This is a genomic window from Cellulosimicrobium cellulans (assembly GCF_016921195.1).
Taxonomy (GTDB): domain Bacteria; phylum Actinomycetota; class Actinomycetes; order Actinomycetales; family Cellulomonadaceae; genus Cellulosimicrobium; species Cellulosimicrobium cellulans_F.
The window spans coordinates 93,859-110,499 of the sequence record NZ_JAFGYF010000005.1 but is presented as its reverse complement, the minus strand read 5'-3'; the positions used below and the strand labels follow the sequence as shown (position 1 = coordinate 110,499).

Here is a 16,641-nt window from a genome sequence, read left to right as displayed (position 1 = left end):
CACCGCCCCGCCACGCCCCCGTGAACCCGAGAAGAGGACTGCCGCTCGATGGTCATGGACCCTGAGCCGCCGACGAGCGAAGACGCGCCGATCAAGCCTCCGGCAGGCATGCAGGGCACGCTCGGACCCCTTTTCCGGATCGTCAAGGACCAGCGCGTCGCCTTTCTCATCGTCGGTGGCTTCAACACCGTCCTCGGCACGTTCTGGTTCATCTTCTTCGAGCTGCTCTTGCGCGACCACCTCGGCACGTACGGGTACATGGCGAGCCTCGTGTGCGCCCACGTGGCGGCCGTGCTGTGCGCATTCGTCCTCTACCGCAGGTTCGTCTTCCGCGTGACCGGGCACGTCTGGCTCGACCTCGCGCGGTTCGAGGTCGTCAACCTCGCAGCGCTCGGCGTGAACGTCGTCGCGCTGCCCTTCGTGGTCGAGCTGCTCGGCCTCGCCCCCATCCCCGCCCAGCTCCTGATCACCTGCGTGACCGCGTTGATCAGCTACTTCGGCCACAAGGGGTTCTCCTTCCGCCGCAAGAAGCCTGCGGCGGACCCGTCCCCGAAAGCCGCTGAGGAGTCCGAAGCATGAGTCCCCGCGTGTCCGTCGTCGTCCCCGCGTACAACAACGCCGAGTACGTCGAGGAGACCGTCCGCTCCGTGCTCGACCAGACATTCACGGACTTCGAGCTCGTCGTCGCCGATCATGCGTCGCAGGACGACACCTGGGACCGGCTTCAGCAGTTCGCCGCCGACCCCCGGGTGCGCCTCGAGCGGACAGAGGCGGGCGGAGGTGCACGACGCAACTGGAACCGGGTCAGCGAGCTCGCCCGGGGCGAGCTCCTCAAGCTCGTGTGCGGCGACGACCTGCTGCGACCGACGATGCTCGCGGAGCAGGTCGCGGCCCTCGACGCCGCGGGAGGCAACGCGGTGATGGTCGCCTCCCAGCGCGACCTCGTCGACGCACGGGGAGAGGTGTTCCTCCGCGGCCGGGGTCTCGGCGCGCTGGAGGGGGTCGTCCCTGGCACCGCTGCCCTGCGGGCGACGGTGCGCTCCGGAACGAACATCTTCGGCGAGCCGGCGTGCGTGCTGCTGCGCACGGAGGCGCTGCGAGCCGCCGGCTGGTGGCAGGACCTGCGCTACTACATCGACGCCGGCTCTTACGCGCCCGTCATGGTCACCGGCGACGTCGTGGCGCTGCGCCGTCCGCTCGCCGCGTTCCGCGTCAGCGCGAGCCAGTGGTCCGTCCGCCTCATGAAGGCGCAGGCGGACGAGGCGGCGGAGTTCCACCGTCTCGCGCAGCGGCTCGCGCCCGCGGAGATCAGCGATTCCGACGTCCGGCGCGGAGACCGCATGGCCAAACTGGTCGCCCTCCAGCGGCGTGCCGCCTACGTGGCTCTCGGCAAGCGGATGCGCCCGCTCCCTCGCGACTGACCGCCGGCTCGGGCGCGCACCACGCGCCGGGCAGCGTGGGCGGGCGACGTTCCGCGCGCCGAATCCTGACCGTCCGGTTAGCGTCGAACCGTGTCGACACGGATCCGCTCGCTCGTCCCGCTCGCCGCGGCCGCCGCCCTGGCCGCTACCACGTCGTGCTCGGTACAGCCCTCGACGGACGACCACGCCCGGTCCGCGAGCAGGACCGCCGCGCCGACCTCGACGCGCACGACCCCTGAGACCTCGCCTGAGAGCACGGCGGTGACGGCGTCCGTCGATGCGCCCAGGACCGACGACCTGCCCGAGCCCGCCCCGTCCGGCACGCGCCTCTCGCCCGCCCCGGAGGGAGCCCCGACACCCGACGCGCCGGCGGACGGGTCACCGACCGGCGCGTCCGCCGACGCGCACCCGGTGGTCTCCTGGGCCGGCGTCGAGGACGGCGAGGTCGTGGTCAACGCGTACGTCGCCGTCCTCGAACGCGGAGGGACCTGCACGCTCGTCCTGACGCGCGGCACGGACGCTGTCGCGGTCACGGCAACCGCGGGGCCTGACGCCGAGGTCACGTGGTGCGCACCGCTCGGGATCCCGTTGGCAGACCTCACGAGCGGAGCCTGGGAGGCGCAGGTCCGCTACGAGGGCGCAGGCTCGGCGGGATCCTCCGTTACGACGACCGTGAGCGTCCCGTGAGCACGGGCACACCGGGACAGGCGCGTCCCGCGAGGTCGCTGGTGCGGACCCTGGTCGCGGGGGCCGCGGCGATTGTCACGCTGCTCGCCGGGCTGTCGGGACCTGTCCCGAGCGCGGAGGCGGCCGACGCGGCGAACTTCGATCCCGGACTGCTCATCTCCGACGCGGTCTTCTACGACTACCAGAGCATGACTGAAGCGGAGATCCAGTCGTTCCTCGACGCACGCGGGAGCGGCTGCGTCGCCGGGGAGATGCCGTGCCTCAAGGACTTCCGCGAGACCACCAGGACGCGTCCGCTCGAGGTCGGCCTGTGCTGGCAGTATGCCGGCGCCAGCAACGAGTCCGCCGCCCGGATCATCCGCAAGGTCGCGACCGCCTGCGAGATCAACCCGCGCGTGCTTCTCGTCACCCTCGAGAAGGAGAACAGCCTCGTCGGGCGCACGCGGCCCACCGCGAAGTCGTACCAGACGGCGATGGGGTTCGGCTGCCCGGACACCGCACCGTGCAACACCGAGTACTACGGATTCTCGAACCAGGTGTTCCGCGCCGCCCGACAGTTCCTGGTGTACCGGGCCAACGCCACGCGCTACGGCTATCAGGCCGGGCGGACGAACACGATCCGGTTCCACCCCGACGCGACCTGCGGCAGTTCGCAGGTCTACATCGAGAACCAGGCGACCGCGGCCCTGTACATCTACACCCCGTACCAGCCGAACGCTGCGGCGCTTGCCTCGCTCTACGGGTCCGGCGACCGCTGCTCGACCTACGGGAACCGAAACTTCTGGCGGATCTTCAGCGACTGGTTCGGCGACCCGACAGCGGGACGCGCGCTGGTCCGCACCGCCGCCGACGAGCGCGTCTACCTCGTCGTCGGACAGAGGCGGCACCACGTCGCCGACCACTCGCTCTACCAGACGCTACGGGCACGGCTCGGCGACGTCGCCATCGTCTCGTCGGCGTCCCTGCAGCGGCTCACCGACGCCGGGCCCATGCGGCGGGTCGCGCGCGACCCCGCGGACGGAGCGCTCTACTGGCTCGCGAACGGCGCGCGTCACCGTTTCCCCTCGTGCTCGACCGTCACAGCATGGACGGGAGCGTCCTGCGCGACCTCGTACGTGGACCTCGCGTCCGGCCAGCTCGCCGCCTTCCCTCTGGGCGCACCTCTCGGGACCACCGTCTCCGTGGACGGCCAGGCATGGTCCGTCTCCGGGGCCCGGCGGCACGAGATCCTCGACGAGCGTTCGCGCACCGGGGCTGGGCTGCCCGGGGTCCAGGCCACGGTCGCAGCCGCGGTCGTCGCGCCGGTGCCCGTCGGTCCCCCCGTCGCGCGTGACGCGGTCGTCGCGACGGACCGGACGTCCGGGGCCGCCTGGCTGCTCGCCGGTGGGACCAAGAGCGCGGTGCCGGCCGGTCTCCTGACTACCACGCCGCTGCGTGACCTCGTGTCGAACAGGCTCTCGACCGCCTCCCTGGCACAGGTACCCGGTGGCGCCACGCTCTCTCCCGTGCTGACCGGCCCGGGGGACGCCGTGCACCTCCTCGGCACGACCTCGGCATGGCGCGTGCCGCCCTCGGTGACGGCAGGTCTCCCCCGCACGACCGTCCCGCAGTCTGTCCTCGAGGCCCTCCCCCGGCGGAGCTCCGTCCAGGACCGGACCGTCTACCTGCGGGAGGACGGACAGGCGACGGTCTGGGCGGTCCAGGACGGCGGTCGTCGGGCCGTCGCCCGGTGGGCGGACCTGACGGCCGCGGCGGGGGCGTCGCCGGAGATCGTCGTCGTACCGGCCGCTACCCTGCGCGCCTTCCCGGACCTAGGGCAGACCCTCGCGGTGGGCTCCCTGGTGAAGAGCCCGACGGCACCCCGGGTGTACCTCGTGGACGGCTTCTTCTCGCTCGTCCCGGTCGAGTCCTTCTCCGACACGCGCTCGCTCGGGCTGGGCACCCAGGTCGTCACCGTGCCGGCCGGCACGATCGGTTCGTACCGCGTGACCACGGGCGTCCTCGCGCCCGTCGTCGACTGCCCTGCGGTCCGGGGCGTCGGGGTCACGGGCACGGTGCTCCGCCGACCGCCGGCCATGGCCGAGCCGGCGACGCTCCCGAGGACCCCGCTGACCGCCGGGACGTGCGCCACCCTGGCGTGGTCGTCGGCCGCTCCCGTCGGCGGGCCCGTCTTCGTCAAGGGCGGCGGCGCTCCTACGGTCTACGTGCTCGACGACGCCCACCGGCGGGCGGTGGCGACCTGGTCGGAGCTCATCGCCATGAACAGCGGGCTCGCGCAACCGACGATCATCGTGCTGAACGACGCCGCGCTGGCGCGGATCCCGCTCAGTCCGCCCGGGTGACGGACGAGCCGTCGACGTCCACGGGCCGGTCCGCCGCCCCGCGCCGACGACGGGAGACAGCGGCCGCCACCGCCCAGATCGTCGCGCAGGCGAGCGCCGTCGCGAGCGCCGTCAGGCACGCCGTCCACGCCGGAGGCTCGAAGGTCACGGTGACCGTCTCGCCCTCCGACCCGGCCGGGACGTCGAGTGTGAGGAGGTAGCCGCGCAGCGACTCCCCCACGGACGCACCGACGACCTCGTAGCCCGGCCAGTCGAGCCGTGACAGGACGACCTGGCCGCCGTCCTGCGCGACCTCGTCGACCTGGAAGGTGACGCTCCGCGCGTCGGTCTCGACGGACGAGAGCGCGACACCAGGAGCCGTCCACACGACCCCTCCCGCGCCGTCGACCGGCTGGTCGCGGACCCACACGGCGCTGGTGTCGTCGCGGGCCACCTCGGACCAGCCGTCCGGGACGGACGCGTCCTCGTAGGGGTCGGCCTGCCCGGCCTCGGGCTCGCCCGGGCGAGCCAGAACCTGCACGGCGTTGACCGAAAGGAGGTCGAGCAGCGGTCGTCCCGTGCTCGGGTCCTCCTCGAACAAGTCGTCGAAGACCTCCCAGCACACCACGCCGTGCGCGTCCATGCAGAGCTCCTCGCTGAACGCCTGGTGCGCGATCGGCGAGTAGACGTTCACGACGCTGGCGTCGTTGAGGTACCACGCGTTGGCGTACAGGGTGTGGCGCCACCACTCACCCTCGAACGCCGGCTTGCCGATCACGAGGACGTCGCCGCCGATCCCGGCGAGCGCGTGACCGTAGTCCGCCCGCGCCTCCGGCAGCCCGAAGTCGGGCAGCGGCGAGCGGGGGAAGAAGAAGTGCTGGGCCGTCGTGACCGCAAGCGTCCCGAGGATCACCACGGCGACGATCGACGACGGCCGAGCCTCCCGGGTCACCAGGCGCAGGACGAGCAGGACGCAGACTGCGGCGAGGACCGCGCCGAGACCGATGACCTTCCACCAGCCCGGCGACTCGAACCACGCGAACGCCGCACCCACGACGACGAACGTCAGGGCACCGATCACGCGGCCTCGGGTTGGTTTCACCGACGCGCGGCTGAGGAGAACCCCGAACAGCACGAGCAGCACGAGGAACAAGTAGGGGAGCACCCGGCCCGGGAACCGGAGCGGGCCCATATCGCTCGGGCCGAACGCGAGGACCGCGGCGGTCGCGCCCACCGCCAGGAGGCCAGCCAGCGATCGCCACAGGGGACGCGCCCGGCCCGGGGAGACGAGGACCGCCAGCGGCAGAACCCATGCGACGTACATGAGCGGGGCCGACACGGGAACCGACCAGAACCCGGTCAGCCAGGGCCGCGCCAGGGGCGTGCCGCCCGTCGCCAGCCCGGAGAGGTCGGGCGACATGAAGTTCGTGTTGAAGATCGAGTCGTCGGCGCGCGCCGTCACCGGCGCGGTGAGGACCCCGGGCAGGTAGACGGCGAGGGCGACGAGTCCGAGAAGCACTCCCACGCCCAGCACCCGGACGACGTCGCGCCACCGCTGCGCGAGGGCGCCGTCGAGAAGAGTTGCCGCGGTCACGACGCAGAGCATGAGCGTACCGTGGACGTACCCCACGGTGATGAGGACGTAGCCGAGGACGAACGGGACGGCAGGGTTGCCGCGAGCGAGCAGCGTCCGCCGCAGCCCCCACCAGACCCACGGGAGCAGGGCCCAAACGAAGAGGGCGGTGACCCAGGACGCCGCGTCGATGTACAGCGTGAACCCCGTGAACGGGAGGAGCACGGCCACGACGGCTGCCCAAGGGCGTGACCCGTGGTACGAGCGCACCAGGAGGTAGGCGCCACCGCTCGCGATGGCAAGGAAGACGATCTTGACGACCGAGCTCACCAGCACCGGGTCGGGGACGCTCGCGGCGAACAGGCCGATCAGCCATACCACCGGGTTGAACAGACCCCACTGACCTTCGGCGACGTAGTTCCCCGCCATCCATCGCGACGGCTCGAAGAACGGGAGCTCACCCTGCAGCAGGTGCCCCCCGAGCTGGACCCAGATCGGGTAGGCGCCTGCCTGCGTGTCGTCGGCGAAGTAGAAGCGTGGTTCGAACAGCAGCGGCACGAGAGCGAGGACCACGACCGCCGCGACGGCGGCCAGGCCCCACCGCGGGTCCCGGCCTGCCGTCACCGGCTCGGTCCGGACGTCGTCCGACACGGCACGCCCCACGTCGGACGCCGACACCGTGCTCATGCGCCCCCCCACTCCCGTGCCTTGGTCACGCGTCCACGCCCCCGCTCTCCAGCCCTGCGCCCCGGGCGAAGTGCGGGGCGAGCTTGTTGTCGACCATCGAAAGCGCCGCGCCGATCGCCATGTGCATGTCGAGGTACTTGTACGTCCCGAGGCGTCCGCCGAACAGCACGTCCTTCTCCTGCGCGGCCAGGTCGCGGTACGCGAGGAGACGCTGACGGTCGGCGGCGGTGTTCACCGGGTAGTACGGCTCGTCCGACTTCTCGGCGAAGCGCGAGAACTCGCGCATGATGACCGTCTTGTCGGTCGGGTATTCCCGCTCGGGGTGGAAGTGCCGGAACTCGTGGATGCGCGTGTACGGCACGTCCGCGTCGGCGTAGTTCATGACCGAGGTGCCCTGGAAGTCGCCGACCGGCAGGACCTCCTCCTCGAAGTCGAGCGTGCGCCACGACAGGTCACCCTCGGCGTAGTCGAAGTACCGGTCCACCGGACCGGTGTAGACGACGGGGATGTTGCCGACGACGTTGCCCTTGCTCGCGGGCTGCGACTCGTCGAAGAAGTCGACGCCGAGGCGCACCTCGATGTTCTTGTGGTCAGCCATGCGCTCGATCCACGCGGTGTAGCCGTCGACCGGGAGGCCCTCGTGCGTGTCGTTGAAGTAGCGGTTGTCGTACGTGTAGCGCACGGGCAGGCGCGAGATGATCGACGCCGGCAGGTCGCGCGGGTCCGTCTGCCACTGCTTCGCGGTGTACTCACGGATGAAGGCCTCGTAGAGCGGGCGGCCGATGAGCGAGACGCCCTGCTCGTCGAGGTTCTCCGGCTTCTTGTCGCCGAGCTCGGCCGAGAGCTCCTTGATCAGCGCGCGGGCCGCGTCTGGCCCGTGGGCCGACCGGAAGAACTGGTTGATCGTGCCGAGGTTGATCGGCATGGGGAAGACCTCGCCCCGGTGCGTGGTGTACACGCGGTGGACGTAGCTCGTGAACGCCGTGAACCGGTTGACGTACTCCCACACCCGCTCGTTCGACGTGTGGAAGAGGTGGGCCCCGTACCGGTGCACCTCAATCCCGGTCGTCTTCTCGGCCTCGCTATAGGCGTTTCCCCCGATGTGAGGACGGCGGTCGATCACGAGGACCTTCCGACCGTGCTCCTCGGCGACTCGCTCAGCGACCGTCAGGCCGAAGAAGCCCGATCCCACGACGACAAGATCCGCGTCCACTCATACTCCTCGGTAGCGATGACAACCGGAACAGACTAGCCGTCTCGCTCGGAACGCCGTCGCCGGAGTCCTCGCGCGGACCGTTCGTCACGAAATGTTCACCGGGCTGTAGCCTCGACGGTATGTTTACCGGGCCGCAGCCTCGACGGTCGGCGAGGCGACGCCGACGGCGGCGCGCGGCGAGGCTCAGCCGGAGCGACGGAGCCGCACCCACGTCCGGTAGAGGTTTCTGCGCACCGTCTCCGGGACGAGGCGGTACCCCCCGCGGACGGCGACGTTGCGCGCCGCCTGCCCGAGGGTCGTGAAGCCCTCACGGCGGAGCCGACGCTGCAGCTCGAGCTCCGACCGCAGTAGCCGGGCCCCTCCGCGGCGCGCATACGCTCCCGCGCCGACGCGGTAGCGGACGAGCGGTTCCGCGACGTTGGCCATCCGAGCACGGTGGGTGACGAGGCGCGCGAACAGCCAGTAGTCCTCCATGAGCGGAAGGTCCTCGTACCCGCCGACCGCGGCGATGACCGATCGGCGGAAGACCACGGTCGGGTGGTTGAACGGCGAGGCGAACCGCGACGTATCGGCGATCTCCTCGGCGCTGAGCGGCGGGACGCGCACGAGGCCGGCTCCCGGCTCCTCGTCCTCCCCGCTGAACTCCTCGATCGCGGACCCGACGACGTCCAGGCCGCCGTCCACGAGTGGCACCTGCACGGCGAAGCGGTGCGGGAGGCTCACGTCGTCGGCGTCCTGGCGCGCGACGATCTCGTGCGAGCACGCCGCCAGACCGGCCTCGAGCGCGAACGCCAGGCCGACGTTCTCGGCGAGGTCCACCCTGACCACCGGCACCGTGCTCCGGGAGGTGAGCTCGGTGAGCGTCCGCGACAGTTCCTCGCCGACCGGGCCGTCGCGGACGATCACCACCTCGGACGGGCGCACCTCCTGGTCCTCGACCACGGAACGGAAGGAACGCCGGAGGTAGTCGGGTCGGTCGCCGCGGTAGACCGGCAGGAGCACCGAGAACGGTGCCGTCACGCCGCGCCCCTCCGGCCGCGGTCGAGCCGTGCGACCGGCCCCAGGTCGATGCCGGCGCTTCGCAGGACGTCCACGTTGGGGCGTGGGGCTCGCAGCAGCCCGTCACGCAGCCCGCGTGCGCCGCTGCGGACGAGGACCCCGCGGCTGCGGGACCGCCGGAGCGTTCGGAACCAGCGCCGCAGCGTCGCACCCCCGTACAGGACTCGCTCGAACGGCCCCAGCGACGCCGACCGCAGCAGCATCCACGTCTTGTTCCGCACCTCGAAGTAGAAGCGCTCGCCGGGGTCCGCGTCTGTCGCGCCGAAGCTCTTGGTCCGGTGCTCGACGACGCTCGCGTGCACCGCCAGCCCGGTGCCCCGGCGTAGGAGACGTGCGGAGAACTCGAAGTCGTCGTTCCAGATGAAGTAGTCCGCCACGGGCAGCCCGTGGAACCGGACCGCACGGGCGTCGACGAGCATCGACACGAAGGACGACGACCTCACGGGGGTGCCTCCGGCCGCGCGGGCGGAGGCGAGCTCGGCAGGCGTCGCGCCCGGACGGGGTCGCGGCGTGTTCATGGGGTGGTCGCGGCCGTCGTGCCACACGACGCGGCTCCCCAGGACGGCGACGGGGCCGTCGTACTCCTCCCGGGCCCGCAGGAGGGCTGCGAGCGCCGTCGACGTCGGGATGGTGTCGTCGTCCATCAACCAGACGAGATCGGCACCCAGCACGTCGACCGCGTGGGCGATCCCGACGGTGAACCCGCCCGCGCCCCCGGTGTTCTCGTCGAGCGCGAGCACCGTGGCCCCGACCGTGTGCTGGGCCGCAGCGTCCTTCGACCCGTCGTCCGAGGCGTTGTCGACCACGAGGACCGCGTCCAGCGGACGGTCCTGAGCGGCGAGCGCGTCGAGCGCCTCGACGAGCAACTGACGCCGGTTGTACGCGACCACGACCGCGATGACGCGCGGCGAGGGGGAAGAGGCGGAGGGTCCGAGCACGCCGAGCAGGCTACCTTGTGCCACGGTCCGGGAAGACACCTGGCCGGGCGCGGAGCAGGCCGATCTCCTCACGCATGACCTCGACGACCCGCGCCGCGGCGCCCGGCTCCCCGAAGAGCTCGCGCACGTTGCGGAGCTGCACGTCCGACAGGTCGTCCCCCTCGGTGCGCACGCGCTCGAGCACGCGACGCGCGCTCGCGACGCCGTCGACGGAGTGCGTGCCCTCCACGACCTTCGTCCCGACCGCGGTGAACGGGCGGTGGCCCGATCGCTCCAGGAACAGCACGGGCTTGTTGAGGACCTGGAACTCCACGAGCATGCTCAGGCCGTCGGTCATCATGGCGTCGGCCGCCGCGAGCACCGGGGCATACCGCGAGCCCTGGACGACGTGGGTGTTCTCCAGCGCGTCCCAGCGCGTGCGCCAGTCGTCCATCTGCTCGCGCGAGTACGACGACGTCGGTCGGTCGACGTAGGGCAGCAGCGCGGGGTGCGGCATCCATACGATCTCGACCTCACCCTCGCGGGCCCATTCGAGCATCTCCTCGGCCACCTCGGGGAAGAGGCCGAAGCAGGTCCAGCCGGCTCCGATGGAGTGGTGCGACGACCAGACGACGCGCGGCCGACGCGGCCCGCCGGGACCCTCGGAAGGCACGGGCCACGCCGGTCGCGCTGTGCGGAGCACGTCCGCCTTCGGGTGCCCGACCACCCGGAACTGACGCCCTTCCAGCAGCCCGTCGCGGACCGCGTCCGCTCGCACCGCCTCGTTGGCGCAGAAGACCAGCCAGGCGACGCGGTGTAGCTCGGCATCGACCGCCGTATTGACGATGCCGCGGCGCGGGTCCGGCACGTTCACGACGAGATTCATCGTCTCGTACGGGACGACGCAGATCCGCGCGAAGGTGAGCAGCTCGACCGCGAGCCGCTCGTCGACGTCCCGGTCCCACTGGGACTGCCGGATGATCACGTCCGGTTCGAGCACCTTGACGAAACGCAGGAGGTCGCTCACCATCTCGCTGGACGCGCGCAGGTGAGGGACCCCTCGCGATGCGAGCTCGCGGTGCACCAGCTCCTCGTCCCGGAGCGCACCGTCGCCGTCGAACCGCCGGGGGATCGAGACGACGACCGGTTCGAAGTCCTCGGACTCCCTCATGATCCGGACGATGTCGTCGAGGCTGTCCCACGACTCAACGTGGTGGGTGAGGACGACGACGCGCGTGGCTCGACGCGCGAAGGCACCTCGACGCGCAGAGAGGTTGACGGTGTCGTGGAGGGCCGAGAGCGACCGCGCTACCACGTCCGCACGAGCGTTCTCCGAGCGTTCGAGATCCAGGAGCCGGCGCTCGAGGCCCGCGTTCTCCGCGCGGAGCGTCTCGGTGTCGCGCGCGAGTGCCTCGAGCGCGCGCTCCAGTCGGCGCGTGATCTCGTCGATGCGCCGAACGTCTTCGTCGGTCCGCTGGGTGCGCTCGTCGACCGCGACGAGCCGGTGTGCGAGCATTCGGAGGGTGGACAGTGACCGGCGGACTGTTCGCACACACACCTCTCGTGGTCGGGACGACGAAGACGGGAGTCCCCTGCCCCCTCGGAGCGTAGGCTATTGCACCACGCCCGACTGCGGAGCCACCCGCGTCGGACGGACGTGTCGCACCAAGAGGACGAGCCGTCACAACTCCTCCACGCGGCGCTCGCTCGCCGGTCGCCGCGATGCCGCACGCCGCGCCTATGCTCGACTCTCGTGACGTCACCCGCCCGTGCCCGCAGCCGTGCCGTGGCGGCCTCCCGGCCGTCGCGCGGGCCTGCGCACGCGCGTGCGCTGCGGCGCTACAGCGTCGCCCGCGTGGCCAGCCTCGTGGCCACCGCCGTCGTCACCTTCGGCGCGATCGGGGGCGCGTCGACGCTGTCGAAAATGCAGAGCAACATCGCCTCGTCGAACGCACTCGAGCTCGTCACGGACCGACCTGAGCAGTCCACCCCGAACCCGAGCGACCCCAACGCCGGCAAGCCGCTCAACATCCTCGTGATGGGCTCGGACGAGCGCGGGGGCGAGAACGGCCACGAGGTCGCGGGCGTCGAGGGGATGCGCTCGGACACCACGATCCTCATGCACGTCTCCGCCGATCGTTCCAGGGTCGAGATGATCTCGATCCCGCGAGACTCACGCGTGGACGTCCCCGTCTGCCACATGACGAACGGCAAGACCACCGCACCCGTGAACACGCGCTTCAACGCGGCGTTCGCGAACGGCGCGACTGTCGGCGGCGACGTCGATTCCGCCGCCGCGTGCACGGTGCAGACGGTCGAGAGCCTCACCGACGTGTTCGTCGACGGCTTCGTCGTGGTCGACTTCGCCGGCTTCCAGAACATGGTCACGGCGATCGGGGGCGTCCCCATCTGCATCCCGGAGGCGATCGACTCGCCCAAGGCGGACCTCCAGCTCGCCGCGGGCTGGCAGACGCTGGACGGTGCCCAGGCGCTCGGGTTCGCGCGCGCCCGCTACGGCGTGGGCGACGGGTCGGACCTCAGCCGCATCGGCCGTCAGCAGCAGCTCCTCGCCGCGACGGTGAATCAGGTTCTCTCGAAGAACGTGCTCTCGGACCTCGGTCAGATCTACGGGTTCGTCGACGCGGGCACCAAGTCGCTCACCATGAGCGACAACCTCTCGTCGATCCCGAGCCTCGCCGGGCTCGCCTTCAGCCTCAAGGGCGCGACCAGTGGCAACATCACCTTCATGACCGTTCCGAACGCGCCGGACCCGCAGGACCCCGACGCGAAGGTCGTCTGGACGTCAGAGGCCGACGAGCTGTGGGCGAAGGTGCGCGCCGACGAGCCGATCGTCGCGCCCGCACCCGCCGCCGACGAGACTGGCGGACCCGACGGCGCGGTCGAGGCCACGGAGCCGCCGTCACAGGCCGGGGAGAGCGCAGACGTGCCGCCGGACCACGCGTCCTCGGAGCCCGCCCCGGTGCAGACGAAGGAAGCCGGCAAGGAGGCGTTCTCCGCCGCCGACGAGACCGCGCAGTGCGGGTGACGCCATGACCGACCCGTCGCGCGACCCCCGGTCGCTCCCTCCCAGCTTCACGCCGCAGGGCGGCCGCGCCCCGCGGCCGTCGTCGGTCGACGACGCGATCGCGGTGGGCAACAGCGGACGTGCCCAGGCGCGACCCCGTCCCTCCGCCCCCGACGACGCCGTGCGGCTCGAGCCGCGCATCAAGCGCCAGTCGTCGCGCGAGATCCCCGTGACCCCTGCACGCAAGGGCACGCCCCCGCCCGCACCTCCCGCCCGCAGCCCGCGCGCGCGGACGAGCTCGGCGGCGTCGGGCCTCCCCCCGTCCGTCGCTCCGGCGCGCCAGCCCGGACAAGCAGCGTCGACTCCCCCGCGCGTCTCGTCCGCGCCTCGCGCGGGTGCCCAGGCCGTGCCGACGACGCCGCGGAGCCGCCCGAACGCGTCCCCGCGCCCACGCACGGGCGGGCCGGGAGACCGGGGCGGTCGACCGCCGTCGGGCCCGGCCGCACCGCGGACCGGCGGGGGCGGCTTCCGCGTCCGCAAGGGCCGCGTGGTCGGGCTCGTCGCCTGCGTCGTGATCGTCGCGCTCCTCGCCTGGCCGGTGGGCCTGCTCATCTGGGCGAACGGCAAGATCCAGCACGTCGAGGCCCTCTCCGGCGCGCCCGGCACACCCGGGAACACCTACCTCCTCGCCGGCTCGGACGCGCGCGGCGAGGGCATCAGCGAGGACGGCACCGAGGGCGCGCGCACGGACACGATCATGCTCCTGCACGCCCCGCCCAGCGGTCCGGTCGCGCTCATCAGCCTGCCGCGCGACACCTACGCGGAGATCCCCGGCAACGGCGCGAGCAAGCTCAACTCGGCCTACTCGTGGGGCGGCCCGCCGCTGCTCGTGCAGACCGTCGAGCAGCTCACCGGCCTCACGGTCGACCACTACGTCGAGGTCGGGTTCGGCGGGGTCGAGGGCATCGTCGACGCCGTCGGCGGCGTCGAGCTGTGCCTCGACTACGACGTGAACGACCCGAGGAGCGAGCTCGTCTGGACGGCCGGGTGCCACGTCGCCGACGGCCACACCGCGCTCGCGTTCTCGCGAATGCGCTACTCCGACCCGAAGGGTGACATCGGACGCGCCGAGCGCCAGCGCCAGGTGATCGGCGCCATCAGCTCGAAGGCGGCGAACCCGAGCATCCTGTTCCGCCCGGGCGACCAGGTCTCGCTGCTGGACTCGGGTCTCGGATCCCTCACGGTCGACCAGAGCACCGGCATCATCGACCTGGGCAAGCTCGCGCTCGCGTTCCGCAAGGCCAACGGTCCCGACGGCATCACGGGCACACCGCCGATCTCGAACCCCGACTACCGCCCGGGCGGCAACGTGGGGTCGACCGTGCAGCTGGACCCCGATACCGTCGGCCAGTTCTGGGTCGACATCCGTGACGGCAACCTGTCGCCCGGACAGGTCGGCGGGCTCCCGACAGGCTGACGATCGCCAGCGGCGTGGGCCGCCACCCCTCACCACCAGTCGAGAAGAGGGCCGAGCCGTTCGTCGAGCACCGGGACGGTCGACATCGTGTACGTCCGCGTCAGGTGGTGGTCGTCTCGGTAGACGACGCGGCCGCCTTGGACGAAGGGGCACGTCTCCTCCGGGCACAGGAGGTCGTCGAGGTCGAGGAACCGCACGTCCGCCCCTGCGTCCGCCAGCCGGACCAGGGACGTCGGGTCGACCTCGTCGAGGACGTCGGCGCGCTCCACCGCACACTCGGTGATCTCGCTCGCCGACGCGAGGCACTCGAGCGCCGACGACGCGAGCCAGGGGTTGTCGCGGAGGCCGACGACGGTGATCCCTGCGCGGTTGAGCCGCTCCCACGCCGCGACGTAGGCCCCCGGCACGATCTCCCGGGTCGTGGCACCGTCTCCTGCCGGACGGGTCGAGGTCGTCAGGACCACGTCGGGCTTCCTCTCCTCGAGTTCTTCGAGGGCGTTCTGGGTCCAGTCGCCGCACGTCGGGTCCGCCTCGACCCAGATCTCCATCCCGTCGGTGCCGTCGAACAATGAACAGCCCCAGCGGATCATCGAGTCCACGCGGAACCCTCGTTCTTCGCCGACCGCCGCGACCGCGTCGATCCACTGCTCGGCGTGGGAGCCACCAGCCACCATGATGACCCGGTCCGCGTCCAGGTCACCGTAGGAGCACACCGTCACGCTGGCGTCCCCGCCGGGAGTCCCGCACCCGTCGAACACGGCACGGACCTTGTCCTCCCCCGCCGCGAGCACGTCGGGGATCGGGGCCACAGACTCGTCCGTCGCATAGAGGAACGGCTCGACGACGCTCATCGCACCCGGATGCGTGCGCAGATCTCCGCCGCCCTCGCCGACGTCCGCGCGGACCGACGCGACGTAGCCGAGCCACGCCAGGGGCACGACGACGACCGTCACCGCCGCGATGGCGGCGAGCGGGCGCCGTGGCCGCGCGACCGCTCGACGGTGCCCGACGCGCGCGGCGTCCCGCCACGGGTCCTCGATCAAGTGCTTCGTCCCGATCGCGAGCAGCGCCGAGAGGACGAGAACTCCGGCGCCTGCGAGCCAGCCGACGGGCCGGTCCCGAAGCACGACCACCATGACCAGCACGGGCCAGTGCCAGAGGTAGAAGGCGTAGGCGTAGGACCCCGCCCGCGACAACGGCCCCCACGCGAGGAGGCGCGTCACACCGGTCGACGCCCCGGTCCCGGCACCCGCGAGCATCACGAGGCTCGCGCCCGCGAGGGGGACGAGAGCCGCCGGGCCGGGAAACGACGCCCCGCCGTCCACGATCACTCCGGAGAGGAGCACGACGGTGACGCCGACCCAGCCGACGAGCCCGGTCCGAGGCCGCGGCGTGCGGGCCCGGACGAGCGCGACCGCCAGCACGGCGCCCAGCAGATACTCCCACGCCCGCGCGGCGGTGTCGTAGTACGCGGTCTGCGGACGGGCTGCTACCGAGACTGCGGCGTACACGAAGGACGCGACCGCTGCGGTGACGACGACGGCTAGGACCACCCGCGACCTGTCGATCGCACCAGCTCGACCGGCGAGCCGCCACACGGCTAGCAGGAGCAGCGGGACCCCGACGTAGAGCTGGCCCTGCACCGACAGCGACCAGACGTGCTGGAGCGGGCTCTGCGTCACGTCCGCCGCGCCGTAGGCCTGCCCCGAGCCGGCGAGCCACCAGTTCTCGAGATGGGCGAGCGACGCCAACGACTCCGACGCCACGTCGTCCCATCGGGTCCGGGGCAGAAGGAGCGCCGAGGCCACGAGCACGGCCGCGACGACGACCAGCAACGTCGGGAGAAGCCTGCGCGCGAGCCGTGGGAGGTACCGGCGCAGATCAGGTGGTGCGCCTCGCTCGAAGGACCTCAGGAGAGCGCCCCCGACGAAGAACCCGGAGAGGAGGAGGAAGACGTCGACTCCTCCAGAGACGCGGTGCACCCAGACGTGGTAGACGGCGACGATCAGGACGGCGAGCGCCCTCAGCCCGTCGAGGTCGGCGCGGCGGACGGCCGGGCCCGCGCTCGGGACCCCGGTCCGGACGTCGGGGCGGGCATGGCGCGGAGCGGACGTGACGCTCACGTGGAGCACCATGACCGCTCCCCGCCGGGGCGGTGGTCGACCTCACCCTGTCGCGGGCAGACCTGCTCGTACCGGGGTGGTCTCACGGGCCGACACGGTAGGTCGCCGCGATGACCGCGCGGCAGACGGCCGGTG

13 protein-coding genes are annotated in these 16,641 nt (G+C 71.8%); 7 read left to right on the top strand and 6 right to left on the bottom strand.

The window, feature by feature from the left end; all coding sequences use genetic code 11:
- The first annotated feature begins 48 nt into the window (after positions 1 to 48).
- The 4 genes from JN535_RS12330 to JN535_RS12315 all read left to right on the top strand — a co-directional run bounded on the left by JN535_RS12330 (position 49) and on the right by JN535_RS12315 (position 4,450).
- A complete protein-coding gene (locus JN535_RS12330) occupies positions 49 to 579 on the top strand; it encodes a GtrA family protein (protein ID WP_240201063.1) in 531 nt (176 codons plus the stop codon).
- Complete coding sequence (locus JN535_RS12325; RefSeq protein WP_205205853.1) at positions 576 to 1,421, top strand: glycosyltransferase family 2 protein; 846 nt, start codon at positions 576 to 578, stop codon at positions 1,419 to 1,421. Before JN535_RS12330 ends, JN535_RS12325 begins: the two co-directional genes overlap by 4 nt.
- Before the next feature lie 90 nt (positions 1,422 to 1,511).
- Entirely contained in the window at positions 1,512 to 2,108 is a 597-nt protein-coding gene (locus JN535_RS12320) for a hypothetical protein (RefSeq protein WP_205205852.1), read from the top strand.
- On the top strand, positions 2,105 to 4,450 hold the full coding sequence (locus JN535_RS12315; RefSeq protein ID WP_205205851.1) for a hypothetical protein: 2,346 nt from the start codon (positions 2,105 to 2,107) through the stop codon (positions 4,448 to 4,450). Before JN535_RS12320 ends, JN535_RS12315 begins: the two co-directional genes overlap by 4 nt.
- Here the strand turns inward: JN535_RS12315 and JN535_RS12310 are convergent.
- The 5 genes from JN535_RS12310 to JN535_RS12290 all read right to left on the bottom strand — a co-directional run bounded on the left by JN535_RS12310 (position 4,434) and on the right by JN535_RS12290 (position 10,908).
- Positions 4,434 to 6,689 (bottom strand): hypothetical protein, encoded by a 2,256-nt coding sequence (locus JN535_RS12310; protein ID WP_205205850.1) that lies wholly within the window; start codon positions 6,687 to 6,689, stop codon positions 4,434 to 4,436. The genes JN535_RS12315 and JN535_RS12310 overlap by 17 nt on opposite strands.
- Positions 6,690 to 6,714: 25 nt before the next feature.
- Complete coding sequence (gene glf, locus JN535_RS12305; protein ID WP_205205849.1) at positions 6,715 to 7,902, bottom strand: UDP-galactopyranose mutase; 1,188 nt, start codon at positions 7,900 to 7,902, stop codon at positions 6,715 to 6,717.
- A gap of 186 nt (positions 7,903 to 8,088) precedes the next feature.
- Positions 8,089 to 8,925 carry a glycosyltransferase gene (locus JN535_RS12300; protein WP_205205848.1) on the bottom strand — a complete coding sequence of 279 codons (837 nt, stop codon included), beginning with the start codon at positions 8,923 to 8,925 and terminating at the stop codon, positions 8,089 to 8,091.
- Positions 8,922 to 9,902 (bottom strand): glycosyltransferase family 2 protein, encoded by a 981-nt coding sequence (locus tag JN535_RS12295; protein WP_205205847.1) that lies wholly within the window; start codon positions 9,900 to 9,902, stop codon positions 8,922 to 8,924. The genes JN535_RS12300 and JN535_RS12295 overlap by 4 nt, the downstream gene beginning before the upstream one ends.
- A gap of 10 nt (positions 9,903 to 9,912) precedes the next feature.
- Positions 9,913 to 10,908 carry a hypothetical protein gene (locus JN535_RS12290; RefSeq protein WP_205205846.1) on the bottom strand — a complete coding sequence of 332 codons (996 nt, stop codon included), beginning with the start codon at positions 10,906 to 10,908 and terminating at the stop codon, positions 9,913 to 9,915.
- Positions 10,909 to 10,959: 51 nt separating this feature from the next.
- On the opposite strand from JN535_RS12290, the gene JN535_RS12285 reads away from it, so the two are divergent.
- From JN535_RS12285 to JN535_RS12275, 3 genes are all read left to right on the top strand, one after another.
- Positions 10,960 to 11,415, top strand: a complete 456-nt coding sequence (locus JN535_RS12285) for a hypothetical protein (protein ID WP_205205845.1) — start codon at positions 10,960 to 10,962, stop codon at positions 11,413 to 11,415.
- 321 nt (positions 11,416 to 11,736) lie between these two features.
- Entirely contained in the window at positions 11,737 to 12,927 is a 1,191-nt protein-coding gene (locus JN535_RS12280; RefSeq protein ID WP_307868651.1) for an LCP family protein, read from the top strand.
- 4 nt (positions 12,928 to 12,931) lie between these two features.
- Positions 12,932 to 14,383, top strand: a complete 1,452-nt coding sequence (locus JN535_RS12275) for an LCP family protein (RefSeq protein ID WP_205205844.1) — start codon at positions 12,932 to 12,934, stop codon at positions 14,381 to 14,383.
- Positions 14,384 to 14,412: 29 nt separating this feature from the next.
- Here the strand turns inward: JN535_RS12275 and JN535_RS12270 are convergent, their stop codons facing one another.
- Positions 14,413 to 16,506, bottom strand: a complete 2,094-nt coding sequence (locus tag JN535_RS12270; protein WP_205205843.1) for an acyltransferase family protein — start codon at positions 16,504 to 16,506, stop codon at positions 14,413 to 14,415.
- Positions 16,507 to 16,641: the final 135 nt, after the last annotated feature.